General features: G+C 74.7%; 20 protein-coding genes. 11 read left to right on the top strand and 9 right to left on the bottom strand.

Features of this window, described 5'->3' with window-relative positions:
- Positions 1-41: 41 nt before the first annotated feature.
- From eat to eutC, 3 genes are read left to right on the top strand one after another with little or no spacing between them, the layout of a single operon-like run.
- The gene (eat, locus tag ACI79P_RS13525) at positions 42-1,505 is read left to right on the top strand and encodes an ethanolamine permease (protein WP_456581574.1); all 1,464 of its coding nucleotides are present in this window, start codon (positions 42-44) and stop codon (positions 1,503-1,505) included.
- The gene (locus ACI79P_RS13520) at positions 1,502-2,917 is read left to right on the top strand and encodes an ethanolamine ammonia-lyase subunit EutB (protein ID WP_456581573.1); all 1,416 of its coding nucleotides are present in this window, start codon (positions 1,502-1,504) and stop codon (positions 2,915-2,917) included. Before eat ends, ACI79P_RS13520 begins: the two co-directional genes overlap by 4 nt.
- Positions 2,914-3,648 (top strand): ethanolamine ammonia-lyase subunit EutC, encoded by a 735-nt coding sequence (eutC, locus tag ACI79P_RS13515; RefSeq protein ID WP_456581572.1) that lies wholly within the window; start codon positions 2,914-2,916, stop codon positions 3,646-3,648. Before ACI79P_RS13520 ends, eutC begins: the two co-directional genes overlap by 4 nt.
- 40 nt (positions 3,649-3,688) lie before the next feature.
- On the opposite strand, the gene ACI79P_RS13510 is transcribed toward eutC, so the two are convergent.
- The 3 genes from ACI79P_RS13510 to ACI79P_RS13500 are packed head-to-tail and all read right to left on the bottom strand — an operon-like array spanning position 3,689 to position 6,797.
- Positions 3,689-5,323, bottom strand: a complete 1,635-nt coding sequence (locus ACI79P_RS13510) for a tripartite tricarboxylate transporter permease (RefSeq protein ID WP_456581571.1) — start codon at positions 5,321-5,323, stop codon at positions 3,689-3,691.
- Positions 5,323-5,838 carry a tripartite tricarboxylate transporter TctB family protein gene (locus ACI79P_RS13505; RefSeq protein WP_456581570.1) on the bottom strand — a complete coding sequence of 172 codons (516 nt, stop codon included), beginning with the start codon at positions 5,836-5,838 and terminating at the stop codon, positions 5,323-5,325. The genes ACI79P_RS13510 and ACI79P_RS13505 overlap by 1 nt, the downstream gene beginning before the upstream one ends.
- On the bottom strand, positions 5,835-6,797 hold the full coding sequence (locus ACI79P_RS13500) for a Bug family tripartite tricarboxylate transporter substrate binding protein (RefSeq protein ID WP_456581569.1): 963 nt from the start codon (positions 6,795-6,797) through the stop codon (positions 5,835-5,837). Before ACI79P_RS13500 ends, ACI79P_RS13505 begins: the two co-directional genes overlap by 4 nt.
- Before the next feature lie 225 nt (positions 6,798-7,022).
- Between ACI79P_RS13500 and ACI79P_RS13495 the strand changes: the two genes are divergently transcribed.
- The 3 genes from ACI79P_RS13495 (at position 7,023) to ACI79P_RS13485 (ending at position 9,826) form a co-directional block, all read left to right on the top strand.
- On the top strand, positions 7,023-8,609 hold the full coding sequence (locus tag ACI79P_RS13495) for an ATP-binding protein (protein ID WP_456581568.1): 1,587 nt from the start codon (positions 7,023-7,025) through the stop codon (positions 8,607-8,609).
- A complete protein-coding gene (locus ACI79P_RS13490) occupies positions 8,606-9,289 on the top strand; it encodes a response regulator (RefSeq protein WP_456581567.1) in 684 nt (227 codons plus the stop codon). Before ACI79P_RS13495 ends, ACI79P_RS13490 begins: the two co-directional genes overlap by 4 nt.
- A gap of 141 nt (positions 9,290-9,430) precedes the next feature.
- Positions 9,431-9,826 carry a universal stress protein gene (locus tag ACI79P_RS13485; protein WP_456581566.1) on the top strand — a complete coding sequence of 132 codons (396 nt, stop codon included), beginning with the start codon at positions 9,431-9,433 and terminating at the stop codon, positions 9,824-9,826.
- Here ACI79P_RS13485 and ACI79P_RS13480 read toward each other — a convergent pair.
- A complete protein-coding gene (locus ACI79P_RS13480; protein ID WP_456581565.1) occupies positions 9,810-10,535 on the bottom strand; it encodes a GntR family transcriptional regulator in 726 nt (241 codons plus the stop codon). The genes ACI79P_RS13485 and ACI79P_RS13480 overlap by 17 nt on opposite strands.
- Positions 10,532-11,584, bottom strand: a complete 1,053-nt coding sequence (locus ACI79P_RS13475; RefSeq protein ID WP_456581564.1) for an Ldh family oxidoreductase — start codon at positions 11,582-11,584, stop codon at positions 10,532-10,534. The genes ACI79P_RS13480 and ACI79P_RS13475 overlap by 4 nt, the downstream gene beginning before the upstream one ends.
- A 3-nt stretch (positions 11,585-11,587) precedes the next feature.
- Here ACI79P_RS13475 and ACI79P_RS13470 point away from each other — a divergent pair, with 3 nt between their 5' ends.
- Genes ACI79P_RS13470 through ACI79P_RS13460 form a run of 3 tightly spaced genes read left to right on the top strand, consistent with a single transcriptional unit; the run spans position 11,588 to position 13,526 of the window.
- Positions 11,588-11,968, top strand: coding sequence for a putative quinol monooxygenase (locus ACI79P_RS13470; protein ID WP_456581563.1), 381 nt, complete (start codon positions 11,588-11,590; stop codon positions 11,966-11,968).
- On the top strand, positions 11,965-12,438 hold the full coding sequence (locus tag ACI79P_RS13465) for a cupin domain-containing protein (protein WP_456581562.1): 474 nt from the start codon (positions 11,965-11,967) through the stop codon (positions 12,436-12,438). Before ACI79P_RS13470 ends, ACI79P_RS13465 begins: the two co-directional genes overlap by 4 nt.
- On the top strand, positions 12,435-13,526 hold the full coding sequence (locus tag ACI79P_RS13460) for an isocitrate/isopropylmalate dehydrogenase family protein (RefSeq protein WP_456581561.1): 1,092 nt from the start codon (positions 12,435-12,437) through the stop codon (positions 13,524-13,526). The genes ACI79P_RS13465 and ACI79P_RS13460 overlap by 4 nt, the downstream gene beginning before the upstream one ends.
- A gap of 15 nt (positions 13,527-13,541) precedes the next feature.
- Here the strand turns inward: ACI79P_RS13460 and ACI79P_RS13455 are convergent, their stop codons facing one another.
- Both ACI79P_RS13455 and ACI79P_RS13450 read right to left on the bottom strand, forming a co-directional pair.
- Positions 13,542-14,717, bottom strand: coding sequence for an MFS transporter (locus ACI79P_RS13455; RefSeq protein ID WP_456581560.1), 1,176 nt, complete (start codon positions 14,715-14,717; stop codon positions 13,542-13,544).
- On the bottom strand, positions 14,714-15,394 hold the full coding sequence (locus ACI79P_RS13450) for a GntR family transcriptional regulator (protein ID WP_456581559.1): 681 nt from the start codon (positions 15,392-15,394) through the stop codon (positions 14,714-14,716). Before ACI79P_RS13450 ends, ACI79P_RS13455 begins: the two co-directional genes overlap by 4 nt.
- 79 nt (positions 15,395-15,473) lie before the next feature.
- Between ACI79P_RS13450 and rraA the strand changes: the two genes are divergently transcribed.
- Positions 15,474-15,974, top strand: coding sequence for a ribonuclease E activity regulator RraA (gene rraA / locus ACI79P_RS13445; RefSeq protein WP_456581558.1), 501 nt, complete (start codon positions 15,474-15,476; stop codon positions 15,972-15,974).
- A 55-nt stretch (positions 15,975-16,029) separates the two neighbouring features.
- On the opposite strand, the gene ACI79P_RS13440 is transcribed toward rraA, so the two are convergent.
- Positions 16,030-16,578, bottom strand: a complete 549-nt coding sequence (locus ACI79P_RS13440; protein WP_456581557.1) for a hypothetical protein — start codon at positions 16,576-16,578, stop codon at positions 16,030-16,032.
- A gap of 100 nt (positions 16,579-16,678) precedes the next feature.
- On the bottom strand, positions 16,679-16,912 hold the full coding sequence (locus ACI79P_RS13435) for a hypothetical protein (protein ID WP_456581556.1): 234 nt from the start codon (positions 16,910-16,912) through the stop codon (positions 16,679-16,681).
- A gap of 19 nt (positions 16,913-16,931) precedes the next feature.
- Between ACI79P_RS13435 and ACI79P_RS13430 the strand changes: the two genes are divergently transcribed.
- Entirely contained in the window at positions 16,932-17,561 is a 630-nt protein-coding gene (locus tag ACI79P_RS13430; protein WP_456581555.1) for a hypothetical protein, read from the top strand.
- Positions 17,562-17,599: the final 38 nt, after the last annotated feature.

Raw genomic sequence — 17,599 nt, 5'->3', positions numbered from 1 at the left:
TGACCCCACCCGACCTGCGGGGGCTCACCCGGAGGCCGGCCATGACCGCCGAACCACGCGTACGCCCTGTCCGGCCCGTCACCCGGCACGGGGTGGAGGCGGAGACGGTGGCCGCCGGCTACCACCAGAAGCGGCAGTTGCGCACCGGGACGGCGGGTTGGGTGCTGCTCGCCGGGCTCGGCGTCGCCGCGGTCATCTCCGGTGACTACGCGGGCTGGAACTTCGGCCTCGCCGAGGGCGGCTTCGGCGGCCTGCTGATCGCTGTCCTCCTCATGGCGGTCATGTACTCGGCGATGGTCTTCGGCCTCGCGGAGCTGGGGTCGGCCCTGCCGACCGCCGGCGGCGGCTACACCTTCGCCCGCCGGGCGCTCGGCCCCTGGGGCGGGTACGCCACCGGCGTCGCGGTGCTCATCGAGTACGCCATCGCCCCGGCCGCGATCGCCACCTTCATCGGGGCCTACGTGGAGTCCCTCGGCCTGTTCGGGATCACCGACGGCTGGTGGGTCTACCTGGCCGTGTACGCGCTGTTCATCGGCATCCACCTCATGGGCGTGGGCGAGGCGCTGAAGGTCATGCTCGTCATCGCGGGCATCGCCGTCGCCGGGCTGGTGGTCTACCTGTTCGGGGCGATCCCGGCGTTCGACCCGGCCAACCTGCTCGACATCGCGCCCACCGACGCCGCCGGCGCCTCGGACCTCCTGCCCTTCGGCCTGATGGGCATCTGGGCGGCGTTCCCGTTCGCCATCTGGTTCTTCCTGGCGGTGGAGTGCGTGCCGCTGGCCTCGGAGGAGGCCCGCGACCCGGCCCGGGCCATGCCGCGCGGCATCGTCGCCGCCATGGGCCTGCTGCTGGTGCTGGCCCTGCTCATGCTGGTCTTCACCGCGGGCGCCGGGGGGTCGGAGGCGATGTCGGCCAGCGGCAACCCGCCGGTCGAGGCGCTGCAGGTCGCCGGCTCGGCGTCGACGCTGGTCACGGTGGTCAACTACGCCGGGCTCTTCGGGCTGGTGGCCAGCTTCTTCTCGATCGTCTACGCCTACTCGCGGCAGACCTTCGCGCTCTCCCGCGCCGGCTACCTGCCCCGCGCGCTCTCGGTGACCAACGGCCGCAAGGCCCCGGTGCTGGCGCTGCTCGTGCCCGGTGCGATCGGCTTCGTGCTCTCGCTCACCGGCCAGGGGGCGATGCTGCTCAACATGGCCGTCTTCGGCGCCACGGTCTCCTACGTGCTCATGATGGTCAGCCACATCGTGCTGCGCCGACGGGAGCCCGACCTGCCCCGGCCGTACCGGACGCCGGGCGGCACGGTCACCACCGGCGTCGCGCTGGTGCTCGCGGCGGCCGCCGTCGTCGCCACCTTCCTCGTCGACGAGGTCGCCGCGCTGTGGACCCTCGGCGCCTACGCGGTCTTCCTCGGCTACTTCGCCCTCTACAGCCGCCACCACCTCGTCGCCTCCGCCCCCGAGGAGGAGTTCGAGCTGCTCGCCGCGGCCGAGGAGGAGGTGCGATGACCGTGCGCCGCACGACCCTGGGCGGGCACACGTACGAGTTCCGCTCGCTGTCGGACCTGCTGGCCAAGGCGACACCGGCCCGCTCCGGTGACGTGCTCGCCGGGTGCGCCGCCGAGTCGGCCGCGGAGCGGGTGGCCGCCCAGGTGGTGCTGGCCGACCTGCCCCTGGCCACCTTCCTGGAGGAGCAGGTGGTGGGTTACGAGGAGGACGACGTCACCCGGCTGATCCTCGACACGCACGACCGGGTCGCGTTCGCCCCGGTGGCCGGGCTGACCGTGGGGGAGTTCCGCGACGAGCTGCTGACCTGGGCGGCCGAGGGTGACGAGACCTCCATCAGCGCGCTGGCCCGCGGGCTCACCGCCGAGATGGTCGCGGCGACCTCGAAGCTGATGCGCAACGCCGACCTGGTCGCGGTGGGGCGCCGCGCGCGGGTGGTCACCGGGCTGCGCAGCACCCTGGGCCTGCCCGGGCGGCTGGCCTCCCGGCTGCAGCCCAACCACCCCACCGACGACCCGGTGGGGGTGACGGCGTCGATCGTCGACGGGCTGCTGCAGGGCTCCGGTGACGCGGTCATCGGCATCAACCCGGCCACCGACTCGCCGGCCCGGACGGTCGCCCTCCTGGAACTGGTCGACGCGGTCATCCGCCGCTACGAGATCCCCACCCAGTCCTGCGTGCTGGCGCACGTGACCACCACGCTGCGGGCGATGGAGCAGGGGGCGCCGGTCGACCTGGTCTTCCAGTCCGTCGCCGGCACGCAGGCGGCCAACCGCGGCTTCGGCGTGACGCTGGACCTGCTCGCCGAGGCGCGCGCGGGCGCGCTGGAGCTCGGCCGCGGCACGGTCGGGCGCAACGTCACCTACTTCGAGACGGGGCAGGGGTCGGCGCTCTCGGCCGACGCCCACCGCGGGGTCGACGGGCGGCCGGTGGACCAGCAGACCCTCGAGGCGAGGGCGTACGCGGTGGCCCGGCACTTCGAGCCGCTGCTGGTGAACACCGTCGTCGGGTTCATCGGGCCGGAGTACCTCTACGACGGCAAGCAGGTGGTCCGCGCCGGGCTGGAGGACCACTTCTGCGGCAAGCTGCTCGGCCTGCCGATGGGGGTGGACGTCTGCTACACCAACCACGCCGAGGTCGACGCCGACGACACCGACACCCTGACCCTGCTGCTCGGGGTGGCCGGCTGCTCGTTCGTCATCGCCGTCCCCGGCTCCGACGACGTGATGCTGCACTACCAGTCGCTCTCCTTCTCCGACGTCCTCACCGCCCGGCGGGTGCTCGGGCTGCGACCGGCCCCGGAGTTCGAGGCGTGGCTGACCCGCATGGACCTGCTGGACGGCGACGGGCGGGTGCGGGCGCTGACCCCGGACGCCCCCGCGGCGAAGGCGCTGCTCGCGGCGGCCCGGGCATGAGCATCACCGGCAACGACCCGTGGGCGGTGCTGCGCGCGGCGACCCGGGCCCGGGTGGCGCTGGGCCGGGCCGGCGACGGGCTGCCGACCGCCCGGGAGCTGGAGTTCCGGCTGGCGCACGCGGTCGCCCGGGACGCGGTGCAGACGCCGCTCGACCCGGCGGTCGTGCGCGCCGGGCTGGAGGGGGTGCCGGTGATCGAGGTGCGCTCCGCGGTGGCCGACCGCGCCGAGTACCTGCAGCGCCCCGACCTCGGCCGGCGGCTGGCTCCGGGGTGCGCGCTCGCGCCGGCGGGGGCCGACGTCGCGATCGTGCTGGCCGACGGGCTCTCCCCGCGGGCGGTGCACGAGCACGGGGCCGCGCTGACGCGGGCGCTGCTCGACCGGCTGGCCGGCTGGTCGGTGGGCCCGGTGGTGCTCGCGACGCAGGCGCGGGTGGCGCTCGGCGACGAGATCGGCGCGGCGCTGGGCGCCCGGGTGGTGCTGGTGCTCATCGGCGAGCGGCCGGGGCTCTCCTCGGCGGACTCGCTCGGCGTCTACCTCACCTGGGACCCGCGGCCGGGGCGGGCCGACAGCGAGCGCAACTGCGTCTCCAACGTGCGGCCGCCGCACGGGCTGGGCTACGCCGAGGCGGCCGACCTGGTGGTGCGGCTGCTGGCGGCGGCCCGCGAGCTCGGGGCCTCCGGGGTCGCGCTCAAGGACGAGGGCCCCGCGCTCCCGTCCGGCGCCGGCTGAGCGGCGGGGCGGGGGCGCGGGGCCCTGGTGGTCGGTGCGGTCAGGAGCCCGGTTCCCCGGGATCCCGCCGCGGAGGCGTCTCGTCGGGGTGGTCCTCCCCGTGCCGCTCCCGCGGGACCGAGACCGCGGTGGTGAGCCCGTGGTGGCCGTGCGCCTCGTCGATCTCGTGCACCGCGTCGGAGAGCAGGGGGACGGCGGCCTTCCGGGGGAGGAGCCGGCGGACCAGCGGCCAGGTCAGGATCAGCACGACGATCGCGAACACGACCATGGAGATCGGCGTGATGAGCCCCGCCGGGTCACCGTTGCTGATCTGCAGCGCCTGCCGCAGCTCCTCCTCGGCGAAGGGCCCGAGGATGACGCCGATGATCGCCGGCAGCACCGGCAGCCCGTACCGGCGCATCATGAAGCCGAGCGCGCCGATGATCAGCAGCAGGAACAGGTCGAACGGCGAGGCGTTCGCGGAGTAGGCGCCGAGGCTGGAGAAGAACAGGATCCCCGCGTACAGGTAGGGGCGGGGTATCTGCAGCAGCTTGGCCCAGTAGGGCGCCAGCGGCAGGTTTAGCAGCAGCAGCGCCGCGTTGCCGATGAAGAGGCTGGCGATCAGCCCCCAGACCAGCTCGGGCTCGTTCTCGAAGAGCAGCGGCCCGGGCCGGATCCCGTAGCTCTCGAGCGCGGCGATGATGACCGCCGCCGTCGCGGTCGTCGGGATGCCCAGGGTCAGCAGCGGCACCAGGCCGCCGGCGGCGGAGGCGTTGTTGGTGGCCTCCGGCCCGGCCACGCCCTCGATCGCGCCGTGGCCGAACTCCTCGGGGTGCTTGGAGAGCTTCTTCTCCGTCACGTAGGAGAGGAAGGTCGGGATCTCCGCACCGCCGGCGGGGACGGCCCCGAACGGGAACCCGATCGCGGTGCCGCGCAGCCACGGCTTCCACGACCGGCTGAGGTCCGCCCGGCTCATCCGCGCCCCGCCGACGGGGATGACCTCCAGCGGGCGGCGGCGGAGGTGTGCGGCGGTCCAGAGCGCCTCCCCGACGGCGAAGAGGCCGACCGCGACCACCACGACGTCGATGCCGTCGGCCAGTTCCGGGACGCCGAAGGTCAGCCGCTGCTGACCGGAGGTCGCGTCGATGCCGATGAGCCCGATGGTCAGCCCGAGCCCGAGCGAGGCCAGCCCGCGGACGCGGGAGCTGCCCAGGACCGAGGTCACCGCGATGAAGGCCAGCACCATGACGGCGAAGTAGTCCGCCGGTGCGATCTCGATGGCCAACCGGGCCACCGTCGGTGCGAGGAGGGCCAGCAGCAGCGTGGCGATCGTGCCGGCCACGAAGGAGCCGAGGGCCGCGGTGGCCAGCGCCTGGGAGGCCCGGCCGCTCCGGGCCATCTTGTTGCCCTCGATGGCGGTCACCACCGAGGAGCTCTCACCCGGGGTGTTCAGCAGGATCGACGTGGTCGACCCGCCGTACATGCCGCCGTAGTAGATGCCGGCGAACATGATCAGCGCCGGGACAGGTTCGAGCCCGAAGGTCAGCGGCAGCAGCAGCGCCACCGTCATGGCCGGGCCGATGCCCGGCAGGACGCCGATCGCCGTGCCCAGGAGCACGCCGAGCAGCGCGAACATCAGGTTGGTCGGCGTGAGCGCCGTGCCGAACCCGCCGAGCAGGTCGCCGAACGCCTCCATCAGAGGATCCCCTCCAGGACGCCGACCGGCAGGGCGATACCCAGGCCGAGGACGAACAGGTACCAGCTGCCGACCGAGAGGACGACCGAGATCACCGCGTCCCGGACGTAGTGCCGGCTGCCCAGCGCGAAGGCCGAGCCCCAGAAGAGGATCGCCCCGGACACCGGCCAGCCGAGCGGCTCGATCAGCACCGCGTTCGCGACGAAGGCCGCCACGAGGACGGCGATCGTCCGCCAGTCGCTGCGGCCGGTGAGGTCGATGTCCTCACCGCCCTCGGGCTCGCCGCGTCCCCCGCGGAGGATGTCGACGGCCAGGACCACGGCGACGACGAGGAGGAGGCCGCCCACCACGAGGGGCACCGTCCGGGGGCCCACCGGGCCCCGGGCGATGAGGCTCTCCGGCAGGAGGAAGGCCTGCACGACGACCAGGACGCCGAGGGCGCCCAGGAACAGGGCCACGCCGAGCTCGGAGCGGCCCTGCCCCTGCCGTCCCTCGTGGGGGGCGGCCGTGCTCACGCCAGCCCCAGCTCGCTGAGCACGGTCTGCACGCGCTCGCTCTCCTCGCCGAGGAACTGCTCGAACTCGTCACCGGCGAGGAAGGCGTCGCCCCAGCCGTTGTCCTCGAGGGCCTGCTGCCACTCCTCGGTGCCCTGCATCTCGGTCACCGCGTCGACGAGCCGCTGCGTCTGCTCCTCGTCCAGGCCGGGGGGCGCCACCAGCCCGCGCCAGTTGGTGAAGACGAGGTCCACGCCCTCCTCGGTCAGCGTGGGGGCGTCGATGCCCTCGACCGGCTCCTCGGTGGTCACCGCGAGCACCCGGACGTCGCCGCTGGCGGCCGACTCGGAGATCTCGCCGACGCCGGTGGCGCCGAAGGCGATCTGGGAGCCGAGGATGCCGGCCAGCAGCTCGCCGCCGCCGTCGTAGGAGACGTAGTTGACGGCGGTCGGGTCGATCCCGACCTCCTCGGCCAGCAGCATCGGCGTCAGGTGGTCGGGGCCGCCGGGGTTGGAGGCGCCGCCGACGGGGACGTTGCCCGGGTCGGCCTTCCACGCCTGGACCAGCTCGTCGAGCGTCTGGTACGGGGAGTCGGCGGGGACGACGATCGCCTCGGCCTCCTCGATCAGCCGCGCCACCGGCGTCGTCTGGTCCAGGGTGGCCTCGGACTGGTTGCTGTACTGCGCGCCGACGACGCCGAGGCCCATCTGCATGAGCATGTCGGCGTTGCCCTCCTCGTTGACGAGGCGCTGCAGGCCGACCGTCCCGCCGGCGCCCTCGAGGTTGAACACCTCGATGGAGGAGGCGAGGTCGTTGGTCTCCATCACCTGCGCGACGGTGCGCGCCGTGGTGTCGTAGCCGCTGCCGGCCGAGTTCGGGACCAGCACCCGCAGCCCCTCGATCGGGCCGTCGGCGCCGGCCGCGGCGGAGCCGCCCTCGGCCGTGGTGCCGCAGCCGGTGAGCACGAGCCCGGCCGCCACGGCGCCGAACGTCAATCTGCGAAGGGAAGCAGTACGCATGTGTACCTCCTGGTGGGGTCGGCGGGGACGCCGTCAGAGAGGACGATGGGAACCGGCGTGCTCCGTGTCACGCTTACGTGCGCATTGAGCTTTGTGGTCGTTGTGTCCACGGTCACCGCGCCGGCGGACACGTGCTGGGGTGCCCCAGGGCGCCGCCCGCGCCCGACCCGACCCTCAGGAGGAACCGTGCCCCGGCGGCTCTCGCTGGCCGGCCAGCTGCTGGCCCTGCAGGTGGTGATCATCTGCGTCGTCCTCGTCGGCGTCACCGCCGTCACCGTGGCCCAGTCCGCGAAGCGCGCACAGGAGGTCGAGGGCCGGCGGGCGCTCTCGGTCGCCGAGACGCTGGCCAACGCCCGGATCTTCCGCGAGGCGCTCGACGGCGGCGCGGTGGCCTACGTCCGGGTGGCGGCCGAGAGCACCCGCAGCGTCTCGGGCTCGGCCTCGGTCGTGGTGGCCGACGCCGACGGCACGGTCCTGGCCAGCGCCGACCCCGCCCAGCTGGGCGCCCGCTTCCCGCTCGGGGACAGCACGGTGCTCCGGGGCAGGGCCTGGGTGGGGGAGCGGGAGGTCGGCGGCGCCCCGGCGGCGGTCGCGATGGCGCCGGTGCTCACCGGGGCCAGCCGGGAGGCCGCCGGGTTCGTCGCGGTCACCCGTCAGTACCCCTCGGTGCTGGACAGCCTCGCCGCCGCCGCCCCCAACCTGCTCACCTACCTCGGCCTGGCCAGCGCCCTGGGCATCGGTGGCTCGCTCCTGGTGGCCCGGCGGGTCAAGCGGCAGACCCTCGGCCTCGAGCCGGCCGAGATCACCGGCCTGGTGGAGCACCGCGACGCCATGCTCCACGGCATCCGCGAGGGCGTGGTCGGGCTGGACCTGCGCGGCCGCGTCACGCTCGTCAGCGACGAGGCGATCCGGCTGCTGCACATCCCCGGCGACGCCCTCGGCCGCACCCTCGAGGAGCTCGGGGTGGGGGAGGAGATGCGCGACGCCCTGCTGTCGGGCGAGGTGGAGCGCGACCGGGCGGTCGCCAGCGCGGGGCGCGTGGTGGTCGTGAACCGGCTACCGATCGCCAGCCGCGGACGGCCGATCGGCTCGGTCGCGACCCTGCGCGACCGCACGGAGCTGCTCGAGCTCCGCCGGGAGCTCGACCTGACCCGGCACGTCACCGACACGTTGCGCGCCCAGGCCCACGAGTTCAGCAACCGGCTGCACACGATCGCGGGCCTGATCGAGCTCGGGGAGGCCGACGAGGCGGTGCGGTTCGTGCACCGGATCAGCTCCAGCCGCTCGGAGCTCACCGGCGCGGTCACCGAGGCGGTGCACGACCCCTCGGTGGCGGCGCTGCTCATCGCCAAGGTCAGCCAGGCCACCGAGCTGGGCGTCGAGCTCCGCATCGCGGCCGACTCCGATCTCCCGGTCCTCGACGGCGACCTCAGCGCCGACGTCGCCACCGTGGTCGGCAACCTGGTGGACAACGCCCTGGACGCCGCCACGGGGTCCCGTTCCCCGTGGGTGGAGGTCGCGCTCGGCCTGGTCGACGGCGAGGTGGAGGTGGTCGTGCGCGACTCGGGCCCGGGTGTCCCGGCCGGGATGGAGCGCGAGGTCTTCCGCCGGGGGGTCTCGACCAAGTCCGCCGGCTCGCGCGAGCGGGGCATCGGGCTGTCGGTCGTGCAGCTGGCCTGCGCGCGGCGGGGCGGTGGCGTGACGGTCACCGCCGACGGGGTCAGCACCTTCACCGCCCGCCTCCCCGCCGAGCCGGCGCTGGTGGCCCCGTGATCGGCGTCCTCATCGTCGACGACGACTTCATGGTCGCGAAGGTCCACGCCGGGTTCGTCGGAGCGGTCGACGGCTTCGAGGTGGTCGGTACCGCCGCGACCGGTGCCGACGCGCTGGCCGCCGTGGCGGAGCTCGCCCCCGACCTGGTGCTCCTCGACGTCTACCTGCCCGACATGACCGGTCTCGAGGTGCTGCGCAGCCTGCGCTCGGCCGGGTCGTCGGTCGACGTGATGGTGATCAGCGCGGCGCGCGACGTGGAGAGCATCCGCAGGGCCCTGCACGGCGGCGTCCTGCACTACCTGGTGAAGCCGTTCGACCGGCGGGCCTTCGAGACGCGGCTGCGCGACTACGCCCGCCTCCGGGCGGAGATCGACGTCCTGGAGCACGCGGGCCAGGAGGACGTCGACCGGGTCTTCGGCGGTGCCCGCGGCGCCGAACCGGCCCCGGTGCGCACCCCCAAGGGGATCGCCCCGGAGACCCTGGAGCTGGTGCGGTCGGCGCTGCGGGCCGCGGACGCCGAGGGGCTGTCGGCGTCCGAGTGCAGCGAGCGCACCGGGCTCGCCCGCGTGAGCGCCCGCCGCTACCTCGAGCAGCTCGTCGCCCAGCAGGAGGCCGTCGTCCGGCAGCGGTACGGGACGGCGGGGCGGCCGGAGCGCCGCTTCACCTCGCGGCCGCGCTGACGCAACCGCCTGTGCTGACGCAACCGCCTGTGCTGACGCAACCGCCTGTGCTGACGCAATCGCCTGTGCTGACGCAACGACCGAAAGGACCGTTAGGCGCGCAATGCAGACGAGCGCCGCCGGATCGGGCAGGCTCCGCCCATGACCATCGTCGTGGGCTACGTGCCGACCCCCGAGGGCGAAGCAGCCCTGGCCACCGCCATCCGGGAGGCGCGGCTGCGGGACGAGCCGCTGCACGTCGTCAACACCTCCCGCGGGGACTCGCTGGTGGACAACCGGTTCGCCTCGCCGGAGGCACTGGCGGCCGTGCGGGCGGAGCTGGAGCGCTCCGGCTGCGTCTACGAGATCGCCCAGCAGGTGGGCGGCCACGAGGCGTCCGAGGAGCTCGTGGAGATCGCCGACCGGCTCCGGGCGAGCATGATCGTCATCGGCCTGCGCCGGCGCACCCCCACGGGCAAGCTCATCACCGGCAGCCAGGCGCAGCGGATCCTGCTCGACGCGAACTGCCCGGTGCTGGCGGTCAAGGCCGCCCGCTGAGGGTCTCGCCGAGCAGCTCGACACCCTCCGCGGGGCCCCGGCCGAGGTTGCGGAAGATCGTCGCCAGGCTCTGCGCGAGGTGGTCGGCGACGGCGGCCGCCGCCTCGTCGGCGTCGCCGGCCAGCAGCGCGTCGCACATCCGCAGGTGCTCGGTGACGGAGACCTCCACCCGCTGGGGATCGACGTGGGAGAGGTTGCGCAGGCGGGCGGTGTGCGGCCGCAGCTCGGCGATGGTGCGCCGCAGGTGCTCGTTGCGGGTGGCGCCGATGATGGCCCAGTCGAACCGGTCGGCCAGCGCGTAGAAGGCCCGGGACCGGGCCGGCGACGGCACCCGGCGGACCGTGCGGGCGAACTCGCTCCGCATCGCGGTGAACACCCGGCGCAGCTCGGGGTCGGCGGCCGCCGCCTCGGTGGCCTGGCGGATCGCGGCCGGCTCCAGCAGCGCGCGGAAGTCGAACAGGTCGCGGACGCTCTGCAGGGACACCCGCGAGACGCGGGCGCCCTGCCGCGGTGCCAGGTCGACCAGCCCCTCCGCCGCCAGCCGCCGCAACGCCTCCCGGACGGGGGTGCGGGAGGCGCCGGTGCGCTCGACCAGCCACAGCTCCGAGAGGGGCGTGCCGGGGGCGAGCTCGCCGAGCTCGATCTCCTCCTTGAGCTGCCGGTGGACCAGGTCGGCCTTGCTGGCCTCGCCGGGGCCCGGGCCCGTCACGGCAGGCCCTCGACCGGGACGCCGGTCGCGCCGGCCAGCTCCCGGAGCCCGGCCAGCGCGCCCTCGGCGAGCTGCACGCCCCCGGCGGCGAGGGCCGCCGCTTCGGCGCGGTCCTCGACCTCCCCCGGCAGGAACACCTCGTCGACGCCCTGCGCCAGCGGTACGGACCGCACCTCGCCGATCAGCTGCCGGACCCGCTCCTCGTAGCCGGCGGGGTCGCCGAACGCCGCCGGGTCGAGGGCCAGGAACAGGTGCCCGCACCCGCTGCGCGCCTCGGGCTCGTAGGGGCCGTGCACGCCGGTGCCCACGGCGCTCCCGGTGAGGGCACCGGAGAGCACGTCCACGAGGAAGGTGATCGCGTAGCCCTTGTGGCCGGCCATCGGCAGGATCAGGCCGAGCACCCCCTCCGCCGGGTCCGTCGTCGGTGCGCCGTCCGCGGTGAGCGCCCAGTCGTCGGGAATGGCCTCGCCACGGCTCTGCGCCAGGTGGAGCTTGCCCCGGGCGACCGCGGTGTTGGCGATGTCGACGGCCACGACCCGCCCGTCCGGCGCGGGTGCGGCGATCGACCACGGGTTGGTGCCGAGCACCTTCTCCCGGCCACCCCACGGGGCCATCGCCGGGCTGGCGTTGGTGGTGAGGAGCGCGACGAACCCGTCGTGGGCGGCCCGGCGGGTGAAGTACATGGCCGTGCCGAAGTGATTGGAGTTCCGCACGCCGACGACACCGACCCCGTGGGTGCGGGCGCGCGCGGTGGCCAGGGCTCGGGCGCGGTCGGCGAGCACCTGGCCGATGCCGTCGCGCCCGTCGAGCAGTACCAGCGGGCCGGTGTCGGAGAGGACGGCCGGATCGGTGACCGCGCGCATCGCGCCGGAGCGCAGCCGGGCGGCGTACCAGGGCAGCCGCAGGAACCCGTGCGACTGGTGACCCCACAGGTCGGCCTGCACCAGGCTGTCGGACACCAGGGCGCCGTCGTCCTCGGGCACGCCGAGCGCGGCGAGCACCCGGGTGCCGAACGTCCGCAGGTCCCCGGGGTGGATCCGGTCGGTCATCGCGTGCCCCTCTTCCCTCGGCTGGCCGTACTGTATACAGGCTGTATACAGCGGGACGACGAGGAGGCGCGCATGTTCAGCCTGGTGGTGCAGATGCAGGTCCGGCCGGGGAAGCGGGAGGAGTTCCTCGCGGGGATGGCGGCCAACGCGGAGGCGTCGGTGCGCGACGAACCGGGGTGCCTGCGGTTCGACGTCTGCGCGGTCGAGGGCGACGAGCACCGCTTCCTGCTCTACGAGCTCTACACCGACGCGGGGGCGTTCGAGGCGCACAAGCGGGCGCCGCACTTCGCGCAGTGGCGCGTGATCGCCGGCGAGGTGCTCGCCGAGCAGGTGAACACCCCGGGGCAGCTGCTGGTCTCGCACAGCGCCGAGGTGGCGGCGTGAGCGCCGGGGGCGACCGCACCCAGCCCGTCCCGCCGTCGATGGTGCTGCGCCCCGACGACATCGAGCGCTTCGACCGCGGCAACGGAGTCGCGACGATCCCGTTCGTCGGCAGGTGGAACTGCGAGCAGAACCGCGTCACCACCGGGATGACGGTCTTCTCGCCCGGCACGGGCATCCCGCTGCACTCGCACAACGTTGAGGAGACCGTCCTCGTGTTCGCGGGCGAGGCGACGGCCGTCGTCGGCGACGACGAGTTCGACCTGGTCGCCGGCCAGGCGACCTGGGTCCCCGCCGGCGTCCCGCACTGCTTCCGCAACCGCGGCGACGGGCCGATGACCATCTACTGGGTCTACGGCGGCCGCGACGTCACCCGCACCGTCACCGCCACGGGCGAGACCTTCGAGCACCTGTCGGACAGCGACCGTGGCGCTGGACCCGTGCGCACGGGCGACGGCGCGAGCCGGTCGTGACCGCCGGCCGCTCCTACCGGCTCGGCCTGATGCCCGGCGACGGCATCGGACCGGAGATCGTCCCCGCCTCTGTGCGCGTGGTCGATGCGGCCCTGGCCGCCGCCGGGGCCGAGCCCGTCGCCTGGCAGGAGCTGCCCCTGGGGGCATCGGCCATCGAGCAGGACGGCAGCGCCATCCCCGCCGCCACCGTCGAGGCGCTCGCGGGCCTCGACGGCTGGCTGCTGGGGCCGCACGACAGCGCCGCCTACCCCGAGCCGCACCGGTCGGCGCTCAATCCCAGTGGCGCCATCCGCAAGCGCTTCGACCTCTACGCCAACATCCGGCCGGCGCGCGCCTTCGAGGGTGGTCGCGCGATCGCGCCGGCAACCGACCTGGTGGTGGTCCGCGAGAACACCGAGGGCTTCTACGCCGACCGCAACACGCATGCCGGCACCGGCGAGTACATGCCGACGGCGGACGTCGCGATCGCGATGGGTGTCTTCACCCGGCCGGCGATCGAGCGCATCGCGCACACCGCGTTCGCGCTGGCCCGCCGGCGCCGCAAGCGGCTGACGATCGTGCACAAGGCGAACGTGCTCCGGCTGAGCTCCGGCCTGTTCAAGCAGGTCTGCCTCGAGGTGGCCGAGGGCTACCCCGACGTCGAGGTCGACGACGTCCACATCGACGCCATGACGGTGCACCTGCTGCGCCGGGCGGCCGACTTCGACGTCATCGTGGCGGAGAACATGTTCGGCGACATCCTGTCGGACCTGGCCGGTGAGCTGGCCGGCTCGCTCGGCATCGCCCCGTCGGTCAATGCCTCGGACGACCGGTGCATGGCCCAGGCCGCGCACGGCTCGGCCCCCGACATCGCCGGTCTGGGGCTGGCCAACCCCGTCGCGATGATGTTGTCCGCCGCCATGCTCCTGGACTGGCTGGCCACCCGGTACGGCGACGAGCGGGCGGCCGACGCCGCGGCGCGGATCGACGAGGGTGTCCGGGCGGCCGTGCGGGCCGGCGTGAGTACCCGCGACCTCGGCGGCGGAGCCTCGACCGGGGAGTTCACCGACGACGTCGTGGTGCGGGTCGCCGGGCCGCCCGCGCGCTGACCCCGCCGGCCGCCCTCAGGTGCCGCGGCCGCCGTCCACGGCGAGCCGCCGGGCGGCGACCCCCACCACCGCGAGCGCCGCGGCGGTCGCCCACAGCACGCCGGCGGCACCCACTCCCGCGGCCACGAGCCCCACGGTGCTGGGGATGAGCACCTGGCCGAGCCGGTTGCCGGTGAGCCGGAGGGACATCGCGCGTCCCCGGAGCCCCGACGGCGCCACCTCGGCGAGCCAGGACATGGTGAGCGGCTGACCGACCCCGAGGCCCAGGCCGAGCAGGACCACCACCACCGTCATGGCGACCACCGGCAGCGGGGCGGCGAGCACCGCCATCGAGACCGCGGCGAGCGCCACGCTCGTGACCATCAGCCGGCGGCGGCCGACCCGCGCCACGAGCCAGCCGAGGAACAACCGGGAGGTCATCGAGGCGACCGCGCGCAGCGTGAGCAGCAGACCGACCACCCCGGCGGCCAGCCCGCGGTCGGCACCGAGGGCCGGCAGGTAGACGAGGGTGATGTCGACGGCGGCCAGGACGACGCAGCTGACCAGCAGCGCGCGGAGCAGCCCCGGCAGCCGCAGCAGGGTCGCCATGCCGCCGGTCTCGGCCGGACCACCGGCGACCTCCCGGCCGGGCAACCGCAGGAACGCCGTGCAGAGCAGGAGGACGCCCCCCAGCGCCGTGGCCGTCAGGAAGATCGGGGTCGTGTCGGGCAGGGCGCCGTCCCCACCGATGAGCGTGATGAGCGCGGGACCGATGGCCTGGCCGAGCGAGGCCGCGAAGGTGTAGCAGCCGAAGGCCGTGTCGAAGCGGCCGGGCCCGGCGGTGTTGGCGACGGCGGCCTGCTGGCCGACCACCGACAGCAGGTGGCCCGTGCCCAGCACGACGCTGCCCAGCACGAGCCCGGCGGCGCCGCCCCGGCCGGTGGCGAAGACGGCGCCGGAGAGCGCCAGGAGCACGGCGCCGACCAGCATCACCCGTCGCTCGCCGAACCGGTCGGTCGCCTGCCCGGACGGCACCGCCAGGAGCAGCGGGACGACGGCGAAGGAGGCGGTGAGCGCGCCCAGCCAGGCGGTGGGGACGTCGAGCTCGAGGGCGCGGTAGGCCGAGGTCGGGCGGAGCACGAAGGTGACGACCTGGGTGAGCGCGGAGTGCAGCAGGAGCAGGCCCAGCACGCGGCGCCCCGGGGCGGTCACCGCGGCGGCTCGGGCTCGCCCAGGCGGTCCAGCGACCGGGCGCCCAGGCTGGTGTCGCCGTGGCGGCGCATCAGCTCCGCGGCCGCCTCGGCGTCGCCGTCCCGGACGGCCTCGTAGAGCAGCCGGTGCTCGGTGGCCCGGGCGGCGCGCTCCTCGTCGGTGCGGCCGGCTTCGAGGCCGTGCCTGCGGTAGCGGTCCGTCTTCACCCAGAGTCCGTCGAGGGTCTGCACGAGCAGCGCGTTCCGCGAGGCGCGGTGGATGGTGGCGTGGAAGCGGTGGTGGCTCTCCAGCTCGCCCACCGAGGGCGAGGCGCTCAGCGTCTCCAGCCCGTCCAGCGCCGCCCGCAGCTCGGTCAGGTCCTCGTCCGTGCGGCGGCGGGCGGCGAGCGAGGCTGCGAGCGGGTCGAGGGTCTGCCGGAGCTCCAGCAGGTCGCGGGCCTCGGCGGCGTCCAGCGGCCGCACCCGCGCGTCCCGGTGCGCGTCGAGCTCGACCAGCCCCTCCTGCTTCAACCGGCGCAGCGCCTCGCGCAGGGGAGTGGTGCTCATCCCGATCGTGCGGGCCAGCGCGGCCTGCGGGAGGACGTCTCCCGGGGCCAGCTCCCCGGACAGGATCAGGCTGCGGACCCGTGTGTAGGCGAGGTCGCTCTTGGTCGCGTACTCCGCGCCGGCGTCGCTCATCGGTCTCCTCCCTGCCCGGTTATAGGTTATAACGGTGCTGCGAGAGGTCAATGACGCCGACCCGAGAGCGAGCGACCAGATGACCGACCCGACGGGCAGCCCCGCGACGACCGACGTCTCCGACGCCCACCCGGAGGCGCAGGTCTGCGATCCGGTCTTCCAGATCTTCGGCGGGGCCGTCGCGTTCAGCGGGCCCATCGCGACCGTGAAGGTCTTCGAGGACAACACCTTGGTCAAGGAGGCCGTCGAGAGCCCGGGCGAGGGGCGGGTGCTGGTCGTCGACGGTGGCGGGTCGCGCCGGTGCGGGCTGGTCGGCGGCAACCTCGCCGTCTCCGCGGCGACCAACGGCTGGGCCGGGATCGTCGTCAACGGGTGCATCCGGGATGCCGACGAACTGGCCGGGCAGCCGCTCGGCGTCCGGGCGCTCGCGGCCATGCCGCGCAAGAGCCAGCGAGGTCTGCACTCCGGCCGCGCCGGCGTCCCGGTGGCCTTCGCCGGTGTGGTGTTCCGTGACGGTGAGTGGCTCTGCGCCGACCGCGACGGGATCGTCGTCCTGCCCGAGGCTCCCGCGGCGTCCTGAGCAGGCCGGCCCCGGCCGGCGCGGGAAGGGTGCCGCGCCGGCCGGGGACCTCCCGTCAGCGGGCGGAGACGCCCCTGGCCACCTCGCTCGGCCGCTGCTGCTCACCGGCGTAGGAGCTGATCGCGACGAGCGCGCCGGTGAGGGCCGGGATGACCCACTGCAGCGTGTCGAGCTGCTGCTGGGCGGCGGCGAGGTCGGCCCGGGCGGCCTTGGTGAGCTTGCTGGGCCGGGTGCCGGACTTCGAGGGCACCGAGCCCGCGTTCGAGATGCGCTGCCCGAGCACCCGGCTGTACGCGGTGGCGCCCAGCGCCGCGGCGGTGACGAGGGTCTTGAGGGTCGACATCCCGGCGACGCCCTCCTGGGCGGCCACCCGCTGCCTGTTCGCCTGCAGCTGGCCGACGCTGCCGACCAGGTGGGCGCCGATGGCGACGAGGTTGACCGGGGTCCAGCGGTCCCAGCCCGCGTTGGCCACGCGCCCGGTGGCCGCGTCGTCGCCGGCCTCGCCCGCGGCGGCGTTCAGGGCGACCGCGTTGGCAAGGGTTCCGCCGAACCAGGCGGAGAGGCCGAGGTCGTGCAGCGAGCGGGAGAGGGTGTTGCGGGCCATGTCGGCTCCTCAGGGAGTGGCGGTGGGTCCGCCGTCCCTACCCCCGGCACCCGGCCGCATGCCGGTCGTGCACGACCGGCCGCCGATGGCGGCTCTGCGCTCAGCGGCGGCGCAGCACGCGCGCCAGCCGGTGCTTCCGGCCCGTGGTGAGCTCGGCGGCAGCGGCCGGAGCCGGCGTCTCCGGCTTTGGGGCGGCCGCGGCCCGCTCGTGCAGCCGGGCCCGCACGTCGTCCGGGGTGCAGGCACGGCGCTGCCGCTCGTCGCGGGCGAGCACGACGCCGCCGGCGGTCACTCCCGCGAGGCCGGCCAGTCCGAGCAGCTTCCAGAGGCGCACGTCCGTAACGTAGCGGCCCGTGCCCGATCTCTCCCTGGACGCCGCGGTCGACCTGACGCGCACCGGCGACGTCTGGGTCTTCCGCGGCCCCTCGCTCGCCGACCGCGCCATCCGCGCCGTCACCAACGCGCCGGTGAACCACGTCGGCATGGCCGTGGTGCTCGAGGACCTGCCCCCGCTGCTGTGGCACGCCGAGCTCGGGAAGTCGCTGCCCGACGCGTGGAGCGGCACCCACCAGCGCGGCGTGCAGCTGCACGACCTGCGCGACGCCGTCCTCACCTGGCGCGGCCGGTACGGGCAGCGGGCGTGGCTGCGACAGCTCGTCGGCCCGGCCGAGGACGGCGGGGTGACCCCGGCGATGGAGGATGCCGTGCTGCGGACCATCGCCCGCCTCGACGGGCGGCCGTTCCCGACCACCCGCGGCCTGGTGCGCGGCTGGGTGAACGGCCGGCTGCGGCGGCAGACCGCGGCGGAGACCGTCTTCTGCGCCGAGCTGGTGGCGGCCACCTACACGGCGATGGGGCTGCTGCCCGGCGACCGCCCGCTCAACGCCTACGACCCCGGGAGCTTCTGGTCCGGCGACGACCTGCCGCTGCTCCAGGGCGCCCGCCTCGGGCCGGAGATCCCGGTGGACGTGCCGGCCGCCTGACCGCCGGGCCTCCGAGGTCCTCGCCGGGAGCAGGTGGG

The organism is Blastococcus sp. SYSU DS0510, from assembly GCF_054050835.1.
Note: the sequence above shows the minus strand (reverse complement) of the source record. Positions and strands in the feature narration are given on the sequence as shown.